This is a genomic window from Catenulispora subtropica (assembly GCF_039531675.1).
Lineage (GTDB): Bacteria > Actinomycetota > Actinomycetes > Streptomycetales > Catenulisporaceae > Catenulispora > Catenulispora subtropica.
Genome location: NZ_BAAAQM010000005.1, coordinates 46,814 through 62,437, shown reverse-complemented (window position 1 = coordinate 62,437; position 15,624 = coordinate 46,814). Strand labels below are relative to the sequence as shown.

Here is a 15,624-nt window from a genome sequence, read left to right as displayed (position 1 = left end):
GAGGGAACTCATATCAGTGCGATGAGTTCAGGGTCCTCGCCCTTGACGTAGCCGACGCCGTCCGGACGGGCCGTCGCTGCGTCCAGGCCGCGGATCGCGCCGATGCCCATCGGGGGCATGTCGCCGTAGAGGCATTGGTAGGAACCGGCGCGGACCGAGAGCATCTCGTGCCAGATACCGACGGCGCCCTTCGAGCGGGCGTAGCGGGCCATGAACCTGTCCTGCGCGGGGCGGTGAGTGTGGTTCGTGTCGTGCGAGAAGGCGCGGATGTCGCCGGCGCGACGCCAGTACTGCACGACCGTCACCTGGCCGAACCACGGGCCCCAGAGGATGCGGTAGCCGAGAAGGCCGCTTTCGGGATCGGCGCGGAGTTCCTTGAGCATGCGGGGCATGGCGCGGAAGACGGCCATCCAGTGGCGGGGCGCGCGCCACTTGTTGACGCGCATGCCGATGAGGAGGACGGCGATGGGTTCGGCGTTCTCGGCCATGAAACGCCCGCGGAGGGGTTTGCGAGGGTTGGGGGCGTCGGGGCGGGGGCGGGTCCAGTGCAGTGGGGTCGGTGTCGGCTTCGGTATCGCCATGGTGGCACCTCCGTCGTTGCGCGGCTGGAGCAGGCGGGAAGAAAGGATAGTTGAACTATCCTTTATGGGCAGGGTAGAACCCGGCGCGACGGCTGTCGAGACTCGGGAACGGAGAAAGCGTGCACCTGGCCGAGCTGAGTCGGCGTACCGGCGTGTCGGTTCCCAGCATCAAGTTCTACTTGCGGGAAGGGCTGATCCCACCCGGCGTCCCGGTGTCAGCGCGCAAGTCCGAGTACGACGAGGAGCATGTCCGGCGGCTGCGATTGGTGCGGGCGATGCTGACCGTCGGGGGCATGTCGGTCGGCCAGGCGCGGGATGTGCTGGCGGTGGCCGACGATCCGGCGTTCACCCGGCATGAGCGGCTGGGGATCGCGCAGTACATGCTGCCGCCGAAGGTGACCGTGCCGGAACCGGACGATGAGGGCCGGGCGGCGTGGGACGCCGTGCGGGGGCAGATCTGCGAGGAGCTTCGGGCTCTGGGGTGGCGGTTCCAGGACGGGGCGCCGGCACTGGACGTGTTGACGAGGTCGGTGCTGACGCTGCAGGAGCTGGGCTACGAGACGCCGATCGAGCAGTTCCGGCGGTACGCCGCGGCGATCCGGCCGATCGCGGAGGCGGAGTACGCGACCATCACGCAGTACGAGGTGCTCGAGGAAGCGATCGAGGCGACGGTCGCTTATACGGTGCTGGTCGAGCCGATACTGCTGGCGCTGCGGCGATTGGCGCATGAGGACGTGTCGTCGCGGTTGCACTACGGCGACGAGGGTGAAGTGCGGCGCGCGTAGTTACACTGCACCGACTAGTTTCCTGTGAGCGAGGAGCGGGCCGGTGGCGAGGACTGACGGTGCCGGCGGCGGGCGGCCGGAGAAGCGGCAGGCGATCGTGCGAGCAGCCACCACCGTCTTCGGTCGCGAGGGTTACGCGCGCGCGAGCATGGACGCGATCGCCGCGGAGGCGGGCGTCTCGAAGCGTACGATCTACAACCACTTCGCGGACAAGGAGAGCCTGTTCCTGGCGGTTGCGCTGGAGAACTCCGCCGCGCTGACCGAGCACATCAGGGATCTGGCGGCCCAGCACTTGAGCGATGTCTCCGACCTGCGGGCTTCGCTGCTCGACTTCGCGGTCGCGCGCGCCGCGGCGGTGTTCTCGGCGGCGGATCACGGTGCGGTGGGGCGGGCGATCCGGGCTGAGGTGGCCAACCTTCCGCCGGACGTGCTGACCGCCTGGCTGGCCGCCGGGCCGCAGGCGTCGCAACAGGATCTGGCCGGGCACCTCGAGCGGCTGGCCGCGCGGGGGCTGCTGGCCTTCGACGATGTCGGTGTCGATGTCGCCGCCGAGCACTACACGCTGCTGACGTTCCACCCCGCCGCCGACCGGTCGTTCTGGGGTGCGCTGCCGATCTCCGAGGACGAGATCCGGCGGGTCGCAGCGCCCGGAGTGGATGCTTTCCTGCGCTGCTATGGCGGTCCTGAGCTGCGGTGATCCGGCCGCTGGAGCGGCCCCGCCCACGGTCGCGGTTGAATTACACTGCACGGTGTAGTTTACTTGAGGTGCGCCGCCGATCCGCCGGGGACCGGGGCCGAAGTCGAGGGAGTGCGCCGTGATCGCCACCACCGAGGCCGCCACTGTCAGGGAAGCCGTCGTCACGGTCGACGGCGCACGTATCCCCTACCGGATGGTGGGCCGGGGGCCGGTTCTGGTCCTGATCCACGGCACCGGCCCGGGCTCGGTCATGTGGGACGACACGATCGAGCGCTACGCCGAGCGGCACACCGTGCTGCTCCCCGACCTGTCGGGCAGCGTGCCGGCGGAGGACGACGGCGGCCCGCTCACCGTGGAGCGGCTCGCCGGTCAGGTGGCGGCCGTGATCGAGGACGCCGGCCGGGGTCTGGCCGACGTCCTCGGTTTCTCGATGGGGGCCACGGTCGGCCTGGGGCTCGCCGCGCTGCGGCCGGACCTGGTCCGGCGCCTGGTACCGGTCGCCGGCTGGCCGGACGTCGAGGACGAGTACCTCAGGAACCTGCTGATCGTGTGGGCGCGGCTGGCCGGCGACCCCGAGGCGTTCGGCCGCTTCGCGATGATCACCGCGTTCAGTCCGGGCTTCCTCGACCGCATCGGCCGCGAAGCCGTCGAGGCGTCGGCGGGGTTCATGCAGCCCCTGCCGGGCACCCTCCGCCACATCGCCTACGACGCCGGTCTCGATCTGAAGCCGCTTCTCCCCCGCATCACCGCTCCCACGCTGGTGATCGGCTGCACTGCCGACGCCACGGTCCCCGTGGCCAACGCCCGGCGCCTCCACGCCCTCATCCCGCACAGTTCCTATCGGGAGTTCGACTCCGGGCACGTCGTGCTGGCGGAGCGGGCCGAGGAGTTCTTGCAGACGGTGCTGGAGTTCTTCGAGGTCTGAGCGTCGGGTCGGCCACCGTGAGGCAGGTCGTGTTCACGCCGGTTCTCGTTCGCGTGCTCGAGCGCCCGGTACAGGCGCAGCGCGTCCACGTGGTCCTCGACCATGTGGGCATCACGTGCTGCGACGTCGCGTTGTTCGGCCAGGTCAGTCAGCTCGCGTGTCCACTGTTGCCATCAGGTCCCGCCAGAGTGCCGTTCCTCGCGGAACGCCCTCCTGCCGTCAGAGACCTGGTGCCGCTCCAGTTGTGAGCCGCGCCAGCTCTTCGCGCACTCCCGGCACCACTTCCTGCGCCCACACCTCCGAGGCGCGCTCGATCGGCACATCCCCGACCGGGAAGTACGTGAACCCGCCCGCGCCGTGCTCCACCACCGCGCCGGTCAGCTCCTCCACCCACTGGCGCACCGAGCCGCCCAGCCATCGGCCGTCCGCGTCGCGCGTCGCGGCCAGAGGGGTCGGGCTCATCCGGCCCGGGAGGTTGAAGACGGTCACCACGTCGTGGGGGTCCCGGCCGGCGGCCGCGGCGGCCTCGTCGATCACCGGGCGGGACTCCTTGTAGCGCTCGCTGAGCCAGTCGGCCGCATGCCCCGGGATCCAGCCGTCGGCCTGCCGGCCGGTCACGGCGAGGGACTTGCGCCCGACGGATCCGGTCCAGATCGGCGGCGCCGGTACGCGGGCCGGTTCCAGGTTCTCCACGTGGTAGAACTCGCCGTCGAAGGTGACCGGGGCGCCGCCGCCGGTCAGAGACCTGATCACGGTGAACGACTCCTCGAAGGCGCGCACGGCTTCCGCGCCGCCGAGCCGCTTCACGCCGAGGCGCGCGATGTCGTCCCAGGAACCGCCGGCGCCGAGGCCGAGCACGATCCGGCCGCCGGACAGCGCCGCCAGAGAGGTGACGGCGCGGGCCAGCATCGGCGCCGGCCGGGTCGGCAGGTTGCTGACGTTCACCATGCCGCTGATGCGAGTCGTCCGTCCGAGCGCGAAGCCGACCAGCGAATAGGCGTCGAGCAGCCGCCCCAGGTACGGGTGGTCGGAGACCGAGAAGTGGTCCAGTCCGGCCTGGTCGACTCGAGCCACCAGGTCCAGGGTCTGCGGGATGTCGCGGACGGCGTTGGACACGCCGAGCCCGAAGCGGGGCGCGGTGCCGGACATGGGGCCTCCTCTTAGTAGTTCGTAACACGAACGATAGTAGTTCGTGGTGCGTACTTCAACTCCGGAGGTCGAGAGGCAGGACGGCGGTGACGAGCCAGCCGCCGGTTTCGCGAGGACCGGCGCTGAAGCGGCCGTCGAGAGACGTCACGCGGTCCGCCAGACCCGGCAGGCCCAGACCGCCGCGGCGCGACCGCCGAGGGGAGACGCCGGAGATGGAGTTCGAGACGGTCACCGTGACTTCCGCGGCGTCGGCGGCGAGACAGACCTCGACGTCCGCCTCCGGGGCGTGGCGTCGGACGTTCGTCAACGCCTCCACGACCACCCGGTAGGCCGTCGTGGACGTCTCGCGCGCGATCCGTTCCGCGACCGCGGGATCCAGAGTGAGACGGATCCGGCCCGGGGAGGAGGCGTCGAACCGGGCGACGAGGTCGGGAAGGTCGTCGACCCCGGGCGCGGCGCCGCTGCGGAGGTCGGCGGGCGACGCGTCCTCGGCGTGCAGCATGTGCACCGTGCGGTCCATCGAGGCCAGCGCCTGGAGCCCGGCCTCCTCGATGCGGGCGAGCGCCGTCAGGGCGAGCGCGGGATCCCGGTCTCCGAGGAACCGTGCGGCCTGGGCCTGGGCGACCATCTCCGAGACGTCGTGCGCCACGAAGTCGTGCAGATCGCGGGCCAGATCCAGGCGCTGGCGGCGCCTTCCGTCGGCGACCGACCGCGTACGCCGCACGTCGAGCATCCGGAGATAGCAGGACCCGACGACGGCCGTGGCCGCGACCAGCGACCAGAACGCGCACGCCCCCACCGGCGTGCCGCCGAACCGTGACGCCGCGGCCCGCAACGGCCACACCGTGACGGCCAGATGCGCCGCGACCACGGCGGGCACGGCGCCGGCGACCGGGGCGAACCGCGTGGTCGGAACGATGAGCGCGATCACCGCGAGCGCCTCCACGGTGCCGAGCAGGCCCGCGAGACCGTCATCGGCCCCGGTCGGCGGGAAGCACGTGACGACCAGGGACACCGCGCCGACCAGGCCGGTGAGCCAAGGGAGCCAGGGACGCGAGCGGGGCCATGACCCCCAGGCGGCGAGTGCTGAAACGCCGGCGGCAGCGGCGGTGAGAACGGTGATCAGCACGTTCCGACAGTACGCGGAACGGCTGGCACCCTGCCCGTGCCGATCGGCACCCCCGGCACCGCGAACAGGCCGGAGTCCGGCCCGAACGGCATCTGTCCGGCGGCCACCGTGCCGGAAGACGCTGGGGCCATGGCAACAGCTCAAACGATCACCGCCGTCGTGGACTCACGGCCGGAAGCCCGTCACCCCGGATACGTCCCCGGCACACCGCGCTGGGCTCGGATCGCGGCGCACGCCGTCCCCCTCGCCGTGCTGCCTTCCAGCATCTGGCGCATTCTGATGACCGCAGGACTCGCCGGCGTCGGGCACACGTCGACGGGCAACGCCGAGGCGCACGCCGGCGACTGGATCTACGTCGTGTTCCTGTCGACGATCAGCGAAGGCTTCGCCCTGCTGACCCTGGGGCTCGTCAAACCTTGGGGAGAAGTCGTCCCTCGCCGGCTGCCACTGCTCGGTGGTCGGCGGATCCCCGTGAAGGCCGCCGTCATCCCGGCCTGTGTCGGCGCCGGCGTCCTGGCGCTCGTCGCCGTGTATTTCTTCGTCAACATGACGGTCCTGCACTGGCACTTCTCACCCGCCGTCGGCGACAAGGGGACGCCCCAGTCCCACCTCGAGGTCAGCGGATGGTCGCGAGTGCTGTTCACCGCCTGCTACCTTCCGGCGATCGCGTGGCCGGTGCTGGTCGTGGCCTGCACCGTGGCGTACTACCGGCGGCGTACTCGGCACCAGTGACGGTGTCCGGCAGAAAAGAATGGACGCGCCGCGCCGTTCGGGGGGTGCGGCGCGACGCGTCCCAGGAGGGTGGCGGTAAACCAAACGCGGGCTTCGCCGTACCTCATGAATACAGGCGTTGGCAGAGCCGATTCCGTTACACCTGTGATCACCGGCCACGACGCCGGCCCGTGCTGCTCGCCGACCAGGACCGCACCCGCTGGGACCACCGGCGCATCGCCGAGTGCGTCGGCCTGCTCGCCGACGACCACCTCGCGGAAGTCCGGCGCTACGTCGCAGAACCCTGAACGCGCTGCGCCACGAGCTCGCTCAGCCGCATCCACGCCGGCGAATAGTCGTTCACATACTGCGTGAACAGTGCCTGTTCCTCGGCCGACAACACCTTCTCCATCCGCAGGCCGTCCGCCTGATCCCCGGCTTCCCGCAGCTGCTCGGCGAACCGGGCCGCCATCGTGTCCGCGAGGGCGTCCAGCCGCGGGTCGTCGACGGCCCAGTCGTGGGCCCGGTCGTAGGTCACGTAGAACTCGCGGTACGCCGGTACGGCCAGGTCGGCGTTCTTCTGCGCCGCCCATCGCGGCGCCGCCTCCGGGTAGGACGCAGCGAGCATGATCCACGCGTCCCGCTCCATCCTCACGCCGCGCTCGCTCACCCCCGCCGCCCGCAGATTCGCTATGTACGCGGCGATCTCGGCGGGCAGGAACAGGTGCTCGCCCGAGGCCAGCTCGGTCACCCGGCGGCGCCGGGCCTTCAGTTCCCTGATCTGGTCCCGCAGGGACTGGTCGATCTCGTCGACCGCGGCCGCGAAGCGGTCGGCGTCGGCGGCGAGCAGCTCCTCGATCCGGGCCAGCGGCACCCCGGCCTCGGCCAGCGTCTTGATCCGGATCAGATCGATCACCGCCTGCGCGTCATAGCGGCGGTAGCCGGAGTGGTCGCGCTCGGGTTCCGGCAGCAGCCCGCGCTGGTGGTAGTGGCGCACGGCCCGGACGGTGACGCCCACGTAGTCGGCGAGCTGGCTGATGGTGAGCATCAAGGTCCTCCCGGGCCGGCGCCGCCGGAGCGCGATCATGGCGCGCATCAGTGTGCCCGAGGTTTGGCGAACGCCGCCACAGCCCATGCGTAGCCCGTCGCCCCGAGCACCAGGCACCAGCCCAGCGCGAGGGTCGCGTGGTGGCCGACCGGGCCGCCGGTCAGCAGCGCGCGGACGGACTCGATGGCCGGGGTGAAGGGCTGGTACTCGGCGAACTGGCGCACCCCCGCCGGCATCGAGGAGGCCGGGGCGAAGGCGGAGCCGACGAAAGGCAGGAACACGATCAGCATCGGGGAGTTGCTGGCCGCCTCCGGGGTCGCCGACACCAGGCCCATCGCCACCGCCAGCCATGTCAGCGCGATGCTCAGAGCCAGCAGCAGGCCGCCGGCGGCCAGCCACTGCCCGACCGAGGCGTGCGGCCGGAACCCGAGGAGGATCGCCACCGCGATCACCGAACCGGTGGAGACCACCGTTGTCAGGACGCTGTTGATGACGTGGGCGGCGAGGATCGCGACCCGTGAGATCGGCATGGTGCGGAACCGGTCGACGATGCCCTCGGTCATGTCCACGCAGACCGCGACCGCGGTGGCCATGCTGCCGGAGGCGACGGCCGTGATGATGATGCCGGGCGCTATATAGCCGATGTAGTCCGACGCGTGCGCGCCGGAAGCCGTCGCCAGGCCGCGGCCGAGCGTCTTGCCCAGCACGCCGACGAACAGCAGCAGCATGATGACCGGTCCGAAGACCGAGCCGATGGTCATGGACGGATAGCGGATCGTGTGCCGGAGGTTGCGGCGCAGCAGGGTGAACGTGTCGGTGACGGTGCGGTTCCTGGTGCTCATGATCGGTCTCCTCAGCGGCCGGTGGTCAGGGCCAGGAACACGTCGTCCAGGTCCGGGGTGTGAACGGAGATCTCTTCGGCCCGCGCGCCGACGGCGTCCAGGCGGTCCAGCACGTCTCGCAGGGAACCGACGCCGCCGTCGCCGGGCAGCTGGAGGGTGAGCGCGTCCTCGTCGGTCGTCACCCCGCGCTGAGAGGCGCCGAACGCGGCGGCCGCGGCGCTCAGCCCGGAGGGGTCGGCGAACCGCAGTGTGATGTGCCCGCCGGGGATCAGCCGCTTCAGCTCGGCGGCCGTGCCCTCGGCCACGATCCGGCCGCCGTCGAGCACCGCGATCCGGTCCGCCAGCTGGTCCGCTTCCTCCAGATACTGTGTGGTCAGCAGCACCGTGACCCCGTCGGCGACGAGCTCGCGCACGATCCGCCACAGCTCGCGCCGGCTGCGCGGGTCCAGTCCGGTGGTGGGTTCGTCCAGGAAGATCACCGAAGGCCCGCCGACCAGCGTCATGGCCAGGTCCAGACGGCGGCGCATCCCGCCGGAGTACGTGGACAGCGGTTCGTCGGCGACGTCGGCCAGCCCGAACCGGTCGAGCAGTTCCCCGGCGCGGGTCCGCCCCGCCCGCCGGCCCAGCCGGTACAGGTCCGCCATCAGGATCAGGTTCTCCCGGGCGGTGAGCAGGTTGTCGACCGCGGAGAACTGGCCGGTCACCCCGATCACCGCGCGCACCTCGTCCGGTGCGACGGCCACGTCGTGCCCGGCCACCGCGACGCGTCCGCCGTCGGAGGCGATGAGTGTGGACAGGATGCGCACGGTGGTGGTCTTGCCGGCGCCGTTCGGACCGAGCAGCGCGAACACGGTGCCGTTCTGGACGGCGAGGTCCACGCCGTCCAGAACGGCCTTGTCGCCGAAGGACTTGCGCAGGCCGGAGACGCTGATCGCGAGGTCAGGAGCTGTCGTCGTGGTCATGACCGCCATGCTGGGAGGTTGACCCAGCGTCAAGGTCAAGCCCGATCGCGGTCGCCGTGCTTCTCCGTTCCGCCGAAGCCGGGGGACGGCGTCGGGGATCAGTACACGTGCGGGATCAGCCGCGCGGTCCGCCGCTGGTAGTCGCGGTAGCCGTCGCCGAAGTTCGCGACCAGCATCCGCTCCTCGGAGCTGATCCGCCAGGAGTACGCGAGCAGCATCAGCGCCGCGACCACCACCAGCGCGATCCAGTTGCCGACGCCGAGGCAGTAGCCGGTCCACACCAGCAGGCTCCCGGCGTACCCCGGGTGCCGGATGAGGCGGTACGGGCCCTCCTGCACGATCCGCTGGCCGCCGGTGACCCGCAGGGTCCGGGTGTAGAACCGGCCGAGCACGGCCATGCCCCAGGCTCGCAGGACGAGTCCGGCGGCGACCATCGCGACCCCGATCCAGCGCACGCCGACCGGGACGGTGCCCACTCCGGCGTTCTGCAGGATGATCACCAACAGGACGGCGAGCAGGTAGCTGGCGATCAGCAGCGAGGTGCTGCGCCGGTCCTCCTCGCCGCCCTCCCAGGACGCGGTCTCCTCGTCCTTGCGCCGCAGGGCGACCTCATAGAGGACCCACACGACGACCCCGGCGATCGACAGCCAACTCGGCAGCGCCATGACTCGTGGGTGCCCGGCGGCCTGGCGGGGGAAACCGCCGGGCGGCCCTTCAGTCGAGCGCGGCGAAGGCCCCGGGCGCGTAGGAGCCGCCCGGTGTGTTCAGGATCAGCGCCATCCGGTTCGAGGCGTTCATCAGGGCGATCAGGCAGGTCAGCGCGGCGAGCTGCTCGTCGTCGAAGTGCTTGCGGGCCTGCTCCCAGGTGGCGTCGGACACCACCTCGCCGGGCACCGTGATCCGGGTGCCCTCCTCGGCCAGCGCCAGGGCGGCGCGCTCGGCCTCGGTGAAGACCGTGGTGTGCTTCCAAGCGGCGACCAGGTGCAGGCGTAGGTCGGTCTCACCGGCCGCCACGGCGTCCTTGGTGTGAATGTCGACGCAGAATCCGCAGCCGTTGATCTGGCTGATCCGCAGCGAGAGCAGGTCCTGCAGCGACTTCGGCAAGGACGACTCGGCGACGGCCGTCGAGGTGGCGTAGAAGCGCTTGCCGACCTTCGAGCCGATCGCGGTCTCCATCAGGTTGATACGGGTTTCCATCACTTCATCCTTATCGTCATGATCTGCGCGGTGTGCGCTGAGCGAACACAAGATGCCGACGGGGCGGCCGCTGTGACGACCGATGCCTGTGATGTGGATCACACGGCCGACCCGTCACAAATCGGCCGCGTCCGTAGTCTCGTGACCATGGACCAGACCGAGCCGACGGTCGCGGAGGACCGCGCCGAAACCGCCACCGACACCTTCGTCACGCATCGCAACCTGCTCTTCACGGTCGCCTACGAGATGCTCGGCTCGGCGGCCGACGCCGAGGACGTCCTGCAGGAGACGTGGCTGCGGTGGACCACGGTCGACCTCGACACCGTGCGGGACCGCCGGGCGTACCTGGTCCGCATCACCACCCGGCAGGCGCTGACCCACATGCGCACGCTGGGCCGCCGGAAGGAGGCGTACTTCGGCCCCTGGCTGCCGGAGCCGCTCCTCACGACGCCGGACGTGGCCGAGGACGTGGAACTCGCCGACAGCGTGTCGATGGCGATGCTGCTGGTGATGGAGACGCTGACGCCGACCGAGCGCGCGGTGTTCGTGCTGCGCGAGGTGTTCGACCTGGACTACGCGGAGATCGCCGAAGCCGTGGACAAGACCCAGACCGCGGTCCGCCAGATCGCGCACCGGGCCCGCAGCCACGTGGCGGCGCGCCGGCCGCGCGGCACGACGTCCGCGGCCCAGACCCGCGGCGCGCTCGAAGCGTTCCGGCGCGCGATCGACACCGGGGATCTGCAGGGACTGCTCGACCTCCTGGCGCCGGACGTGGTGATGCTGGGCGACGGCGGCGGGATCCGGCAGGCGTTCCCCGCTCCGGTGGTCGGGGCCGACGCGGTGCGCGACGTGCTGTCCCAGGGCCTGGGCCGGCTCACCGGCCGGACGGTCTTCGAGCCCGCGTGGATCAACGGCTCCCCGGCGCTGCTGGTGCACGCCGAGGACGGGGTCAGCGTGGTGGCCATGCACGTGGAGGACGGGCTCATCTCCGGCCTGTACGTGGTGCGCAACCCGGAGAAGCTGTCGCGGGTCGAGCAGGAGACGCCGATGAGCCGCTGACGGGGGCGGCGGGGCCGTCGAGCCCGCGATGTCCCAGAACCGCGGGCCGTCTCGTCTCGGGAACGACGGAACGGTGCGGGGAAGGACGAGGAGGGACGATCATGAGGGTTTTCGTCGCGGGCGGGACCGGGGTCCTGGGCCGGCGGCTGGTGCCGCAGCTGGTGGCCCGCGGCCACCAGGTCACGGCGACCACGACCAACGCCGCGAAGCTGGGCCTGTTGGAGCAGCTCGGCGCGGACGGCGTCGTGATGGACGGTCTGGACGCGGCCTCGGTCGGCGAGGCGGTGGCGCACGCGCGGCCGGACGTCATCGTGCACCAGATGACCGGGATCTCGATGGAGCACGCGGGCAAGCCGGACTTCAAGCACTTCGACAAGTGGGCCGTGCCCACCATCCGGCTGCGCACCGAGGGGACCGACCACTTGCTCGCCGCCGCCGAGGCGACCGGGGTGCCGCACTTCGTGGCCCAGGGCTACGCCAACTGGAACGGCATCCGCACCGGCGGCTGGGTCAAGACCGAGGAGGATCCGCTGGACCTGGTCGAGGGGACGGCGGCGTACACGTCGATGCTGGCGCTCAAGCACGTCGAGGACGTGGTGCTCGCGTTCGGCGGCGCCGTCATGCGCTACGGCGGCCTCTACGGCCCCGGCGCCGTCGACGACCAGGTCGAGCTGATCCGCCGGCGGCAGTTCCCGCTGGTCGGCCGGGCCACCGGGTACGCCTCCTGGGTCCACCTGGACGACGCCGCGTCCGCCACGGTGCTCGCGGTGGAGCAGAAGGCCCGGGGCGTGTTCAACATCGTCGACGACGAGCCCGCCCCGGCCAGCGAGTGGCTGCCCTACCTGGCCGAGTGCGCGGGGGCGAAGAAGCCGTACCGGGTGCCGAAGTGGCTGGCGCGGTGGCTGGCCGGGCAGGTCGCGGTGGTCATGATGACCGAGGCGCGAGGGTTCTCGAACGAGAAGGCCAAGCGGGAGCTGGGATGGCGGCTGAGCTACCCCTCGTGGCGGCAGGGGTTCGCCGAGGAACTCGGGTGAGAGCCGTTGGGAAGGATCGGTGAGCGGGCGTGACGCGGACTGAGGAGTTCGAGGAGCTGCGACCGCTGCTGTTCTCGATCGCCTACCGGATCCTGGGCAGCGTCGCCGAGGCCGAGGACGCCGTGCAGGAGTCGTGGCTGCGGTGGCAGGCCTCGGAGACGGAGGTGGCGTCGGCGAAGTCGTATCTGTCGGCGGTCGTCACGCGCGTCTCGATCGACGTGCTGCGCTCGGCCCGGGTGCGGCGCGAGGCCTATGTGGGGCCCTGGTTCCCGGAACCGCTCCTGACCGATCCTTACGAGGACCCTGAGCGGTCGGCGGAGCTGGCGGACTCGCTGTCGATGGCGGCGCTGCTGCTGTTGGAGCGGCTGACCCCGCTGGAGCGCGCGGTGTTCGTGCTGCGCGAGGTCTTCGGCTTCGACTTCCCGGCGGTCGCCGCCGCGGTCGGGCGTTCGGAGGCGGCGTGCCGGAAGCTCGCGACCCGGGCCCGGCACCACATGGACTCCGGACGCCCGCGCTTCGAGGCCGACCGCCGCGAGCGCGACGAACTCGCCGAGCGGTTCTTCGACGCGTTCCGCGAGGGCGACGTCGACGCGCTGACCGAGATGCTCGCCGCCGACGTCCAGCTGGTCGGCGACAGCGGCGGCAAGGCGCCGCAGTGGCGCGGCGGCGGCGTGTCCGGCGCCGACACCGTGGTCCGCCTGCTGGTCACCCTGGTCGCCCCCTTCGTCCGGATCGGCGGGGTGGTGGAACGCCACGAGGTGAACGGCCAGCCCGGCGCGATCTTCCGCGACCGGGACGGCCGGGTGGTGAACACGTGGACGCTGGACGTCGTCGACGGCCGGATCCAGACCATCCGCGCCGTGGTGAACCCCGACAAGCTCGGGCACGTGGGCCCGGTGGCCGACGCGTGGGAGACGGTGCGGGAGACGTACCGGGCACGCCGGGACCGGGGCGACGAGGGCTGAGGCCTACCCCGCCAGCGATTCGGCCACCAGCCGCCAGATCTCCGCGGCCACGTCCATGTTGCCGTTCGCCTGAGCCTGCTCGGCCAGGGCGCGCAGGCCCGCGATGCCCCGGTCGCGCTCGCCCGCCATGAGCAGCACCTGGTTGCGGAGCACGTCGAGGCGGATCCGGTCCTGGTACGACAGCAAGTCGTCGAAGCCCACGAGCTGGTCCAACAGCGCCTGCGCGTCGTCGCCGCGGTGTTCCTGCACCGCGACCTCGGCGCGCAGGCTGAGCAGCTGCTGCTCCATCGCCGTCGTGCCCGCGAACGGCATCGCCGACTGGGCCTCGTCGATGCGGCGCCGGGCGGACTCGGTGAGCGGCGGGTCCTCCCGGAGGTCACGCCGGGCCGCGCTGACCCGCAGGCCCATCCACACCGTCAGGTCGTCCCGGCCGTCGTAGCCGTGGATCGCCCGGTCCATCAACCGCCCCGCGCCGGCGAGGTCGCCCTGGCGGGCGCGGAGGGAGGCCACCGTCCACAACGCCTCGGCCCAGCGCGTGCCGGACTGCCCCTCGACCTCGCCGAGCAGTTCGTCGGCGTGGCGCGCGGCATCCGGCACGCGGCCCGACTCGGCCAGGGCCGACACCAGGGCGAGCAGCGCGCTCGTCAGCACGTGGGAGGGCGATTCGTTGCCGCGGGCCAGGTCGTAGGCGCGGGTCGCGGTCTCCACGGCCGCCCCGACCTCGCCGAGGTTGCGCAGGCAGCGGGACAGCTCGGCCAGCGCCCTGGCCTGGAGCTCGGGCAGGCCGGTGCCCTCGCCGAGCGCGACCAGCTCCTCCAGGCACGTGCGCTGCTCGGCGAACTCGCGCCGCCTCCGCCGCCACTCGGCGACCCGCCACAGCGCCTGCCACCGCAGCAGCGGATCCTCGCCGCCGGACGCCTTCAGCACCTCGGCCAGGGCCGCGCCGGCCTCGTCGCCGCCCGCCTCCTCCTGGGGGCGGGCCGACGGCTTTTCAGCCGAAGCTCTGGTGCTCGGGTTCGATGAGCATGGCGACCCGCTCGTCACTACGCGCGTACGGCCTGCCGATGTACTTCTGGGCGATCCGGTCCACGATCTCCCAGCCGGCGTCGCCGTCGATCCACTCCACCACCCGCCCGCGGATGACGACCGGCTGGAAGGGGTTGTCGATCGGGGTCAGGGAGATCGCCACGCGCGGGTCCCGAAGGATGTTGCGCGCCTTGCGGCTGGTCGGTCCTGTGATGATGACGATGCGGCCGTCGTGGGTGTCGATCCAGACCGGGATGCTGTGCGGAGACCCGTCGGGCAGGAGGGTGGCGAGGTGGGCCACCACGGTGGTGGCCAGAACGCTGTCGAGTTCGGTGGTCAGCATGGATCTGCTCCTAACGGGTGGTGGCGACTTCGTAGTGCAGGTGGGTCACGCCGGGCGCGGGGACGGCTTCGACCAGCCGCAGACGCACATGCTCGGGAAGCTCCTGGAAGAACCGCCGGCCACCGCCGAGCAGGATCGGCACCTGGTGCAGGACCAGCTCGTCGACCAGACCGGCCCGGAGCGCCGAGGTCACCACGCCGCCGCCCATCAGGGCGACGTCCTTGTCCCCGGCGGCCTCCCGGGCTGCGGCGACCGCGTCCTCGATGCCTGAGGTGACCAGGGTCTGCGCCGCGCCGATGTGCGGATCGGGCCGGTGGCTGACGACGAAGAGCGGCACGTTCGGGTGCGGGCTGCCGCCACCGAAGCGCTCGGAGTCCTCGTAAGTGTGGCGACCGGCGACGATCGCCCCGATGCGACCGGCGAGGGCGTCGAAGACGCGGGCGCTGGGCGCGCTCATCCGGAACCCGTCGAAGACGGCGCTGGGCGTGTCGCCGTCGAAGTACCAGTCGAAGAGCGTCGACCCGTCGCCGAGCCCTCGCCCGGCGCCGGGGTCGCGCCCGGTGATGAACCCGTCGACCGAGACGGCGAGCGCGCTGAGGACCTTGCCCATGACGATGTTCCCCTCTGGAGTTCCCTTAAGAGACTCTGACGGTTCCACCGTAGCAGCTTGAGTTCCTTCAGGGAACCCCGTTCGCTAGAATGGCGGCATGCAGCGCACGCAGTTCGGCGCGATGGCCTGTTCGATCGCGCGCACCCTCGACGTCATCGGCGAACCCTGGTCCCCCCTCGTCCTCCGCGACGTCTGGGCCGGCTTCACCCGCTTCGACCAGATCCAGGCCGACCTCGGCATCTCCCGCAAAGTCCTGACCGAACGCCTCGACCACCTCGTCGAAGAGGGCGTGCTGGAACGGCATCCCTATGACCGGCGCCCTCGTTACGAGTACCGCCTGACCCAGAAAGGGCTGGAACTGGTCGACCTTCTGATGGTCATGACCGCCTGGGGCGACAAGTGGCTCGCGGGTGAGGCCGGACCGCCGGTGCTGTACCGGCACCACGCCTGCGGTGAGATCAGCGGCGTCGATCTGCGGTGCGACCACTGTGGCGAGCCGATGCACGCAGGCGACGTCGACACGCTGCCCGGCCCGGGGGCCGAAGCGGCGTGAGAGCAGGG

Annotated in this window: 19 protein-coding genes; 8 read left to right on the top strand and 11 right to left on the bottom strand. The window is 71.3% G+C overall.

Annotation, left to right across the window (positions count from 1 at the left end):
* Positions 1-8: 8 nt before the first annotated feature.
* Entirely contained in the window at positions 9-488 is a 480-nt protein-coding gene (locus tag ABD466_RS06405) for a DUF4188 domain-containing protein (protein ID WP_344656009.1), read from the bottom strand.
* A 212-nt stretch (positions 489-700) separates the two neighbouring features.
* On the opposite strand from ABD466_RS06405, the gene ABD466_RS06400 reads away from it, so the two are divergent.
* From ABD466_RS06400 to ABD466_RS06390, 3 genes are all read left to right on the top strand, one after another.
* Entirely contained in the window at positions 701-1,366 is a 666-nt protein-coding gene (locus tag ABD466_RS06400) for a MerR family transcriptional regulator (protein WP_344656008.1), read from the top strand.
* Between the two features lie 43 nt (positions 1,367-1,409).
* Positions 1,410-2,063 carry a TetR/AcrR family transcriptional regulator gene (locus ABD466_RS06395; protein ID WP_344656007.1) on the top strand — a complete coding sequence of 218 codons (654 nt, stop codon included), beginning with the start codon at positions 1,410-1,412 and terminating at the stop codon, positions 2,061-2,063.
* Positions 2,064-2,181: 118 nt separating this feature from the next.
* Positions 2,182-2,988: an alpha/beta fold hydrolase gene (locus ABD466_RS06390; RefSeq protein WP_344656006.1), complete on the top strand. Its 807-nt coding sequence runs from the start codon at positions 2,182-2,184 to the stop codon at positions 2,986-2,988.
* A gap of 219 nt (positions 2,989-3,207) precedes the next feature.
* On the opposite strand, the gene ABD466_RS06385 is transcribed toward ABD466_RS06390, so the two are convergent.
* Together ABD466_RS06385 and ABD466_RS06380 are read right to left on the bottom strand one after the other, a co-directional pair.
* Positions 3,208-4,137 (bottom strand): LLM class flavin-dependent oxidoreductase, encoded by a 930-nt coding sequence (locus ABD466_RS06385; protein ID WP_344656005.1) that lies wholly within the window; start codon positions 4,135-4,137, stop codon positions 3,208-3,210.
* A 55-nt stretch (positions 4,138-4,192) separates the two neighbouring features.
* On the bottom strand, positions 4,193-5,266 hold the full coding sequence (locus ABD466_RS06380) for a sensor histidine kinase (protein WP_344656004.1): 1,074 nt from the start codon (positions 5,264-5,266) through the stop codon (positions 4,193-4,195).
* Positions 5,267-5,395: 129 nt separating this feature from the next.
* On the opposite strand from ABD466_RS06380, the gene ABD466_RS06375 reads away from it, so the two are divergent.
* Complete coding sequence (locus tag ABD466_RS06375) at positions 5,396-5,998, top strand: hypothetical protein (protein ID WP_344656003.1); 603 nt, start codon at positions 5,396-5,398, stop codon at positions 5,996-5,998.
* A gap of 268 nt (positions 5,999-6,266) precedes the next feature.
* Here ABD466_RS06375 and ABD466_RS06370 read toward each other — a convergent pair whose 3' ends face one another.
* From ABD466_RS06370 to ABD466_RS06350, 5 genes are all read right to left on the bottom strand, one after another.
* Positions 6,267-7,025 (bottom strand): MerR family transcriptional regulator, encoded by a 759-nt coding sequence (locus tag ABD466_RS06370; RefSeq protein WP_344656002.1) that lies wholly within the window; start codon positions 7,023-7,025, stop codon positions 6,267-6,269.
* Between the two features lie 47 nt (positions 7,026-7,072).
* Entirely contained in the window at positions 7,073-7,867 is a 795-nt protein-coding gene (locus ABD466_RS06365; RefSeq protein WP_344656001.1) for an ABC transporter permease, read from the bottom strand.
* A gap of 11 nt (positions 7,868-7,878) precedes the next feature.
* The gene (locus ABD466_RS06360; protein WP_344656000.1) at positions 7,879-8,838 is read right to left on the bottom strand and encodes an ATP-binding cassette domain-containing protein; all 960 of its coding nucleotides are present in this window, start codon (positions 8,836-8,838) and stop codon (positions 7,879-7,881) included.
* A gap of 89 nt (positions 8,839-8,927) precedes the next feature.
* On the bottom strand, positions 8,928-9,494 hold the full coding sequence (locus ABD466_RS06355) for a methyltransferase family protein (RefSeq protein WP_344655999.1): 567 nt from the start codon (positions 9,492-9,494) through the stop codon (positions 8,928-8,930).
* Positions 9,495-9,543: 49 nt separating this feature from the next.
* On the bottom strand, positions 9,544-10,026 hold the full coding sequence (locus tag ABD466_RS06350; RefSeq protein WP_344655998.1) for a carboxymuconolactone decarboxylase family protein: 483 nt from the start codon (positions 10,024-10,026) through the stop codon (positions 9,544-9,546).
* A 147-nt stretch (positions 10,027-10,173) separates the two neighbouring features.
* Here ABD466_RS06350 and ABD466_RS06345 point away from each other — a divergent pair, with 147 nt between their 5' ends.
* The 3 genes from ABD466_RS06345 (at position 10,174) to ABD466_RS06335 (ending at position 13,084) form a co-directional block, all read left to right on the top strand.
* Positions 10,174-11,085: an RNA polymerase sigma-70 factor gene (locus tag ABD466_RS06345; protein ID WP_344655997.1), complete on the top strand. Its 912-nt coding sequence runs from the start codon at positions 10,174-10,176 to the stop codon at positions 11,083-11,085.
* A gap of 101 nt (positions 11,086-11,186) precedes the next feature.
* Positions 11,187-12,119 carry an NAD-dependent epimerase/dehydratase family protein gene (locus ABD466_RS06340; protein WP_344655996.1) on the top strand — a complete coding sequence of 311 codons (933 nt, stop codon included), beginning with the start codon at positions 11,187-11,189 and terminating at the stop codon, positions 12,117-12,119.
* A 29-nt stretch (positions 12,120-12,148) separates the two neighbouring features.
* Positions 12,149-13,084: an RNA polymerase sigma-70 factor gene (locus tag ABD466_RS06335; protein ID WP_344655995.1), complete on the top strand. Its 936-nt coding sequence runs from the start codon at positions 12,149-12,151 to the stop codon at positions 13,082-13,084.
* 3 nt (positions 13,085-13,087) lie between these two features.
* Here the strand turns inward: ABD466_RS06335 and ABD466_RS06330 are convergent, their stop codons facing one another.
* From ABD466_RS06330 to ABD466_RS06320, 3 genes are all read right to left on the bottom strand, one after another.
* On the bottom strand, positions 13,088-14,011 hold the full coding sequence (locus tag ABD466_RS06330; protein WP_344655994.1) for a transcriptional regulator: 924 nt from the start codon (positions 14,009-14,011) through the stop codon (positions 13,088-13,090).
* Between the two features lie 64 nt (positions 14,012-14,075).
* Positions 14,076-14,453, bottom strand: coding sequence for a PPOX class F420-dependent oxidoreductase (locus tag ABD466_RS06325; RefSeq protein ID WP_344655993.1), 378 nt, complete (start codon positions 14,451-14,453; stop codon positions 14,076-14,078).
* Between the two features lie 10 nt (positions 14,454-14,463).
* On the bottom strand, positions 14,464-15,063 hold the full coding sequence (locus ABD466_RS06320) for a dihydrofolate reductase family protein (RefSeq protein ID WP_344655992.1): 600 nt from the start codon (positions 15,061-15,063) through the stop codon (positions 14,464-14,466).
* Positions 15,064-15,160: 97 nt separating this feature from the next.
* On the opposite strand from ABD466_RS06320, the gene ABD466_RS06315 reads away from it, so the two are divergent.
* Entirely contained in the window at positions 15,161-15,616 is a 456-nt protein-coding gene (locus tag ABD466_RS06315; protein ID WP_344655991.1) for a winged helix-turn-helix transcriptional regulator, read from the top strand.
* The last annotated feature ends 8 nt before the right edge of the window (positions 15,617-15,624 follow it).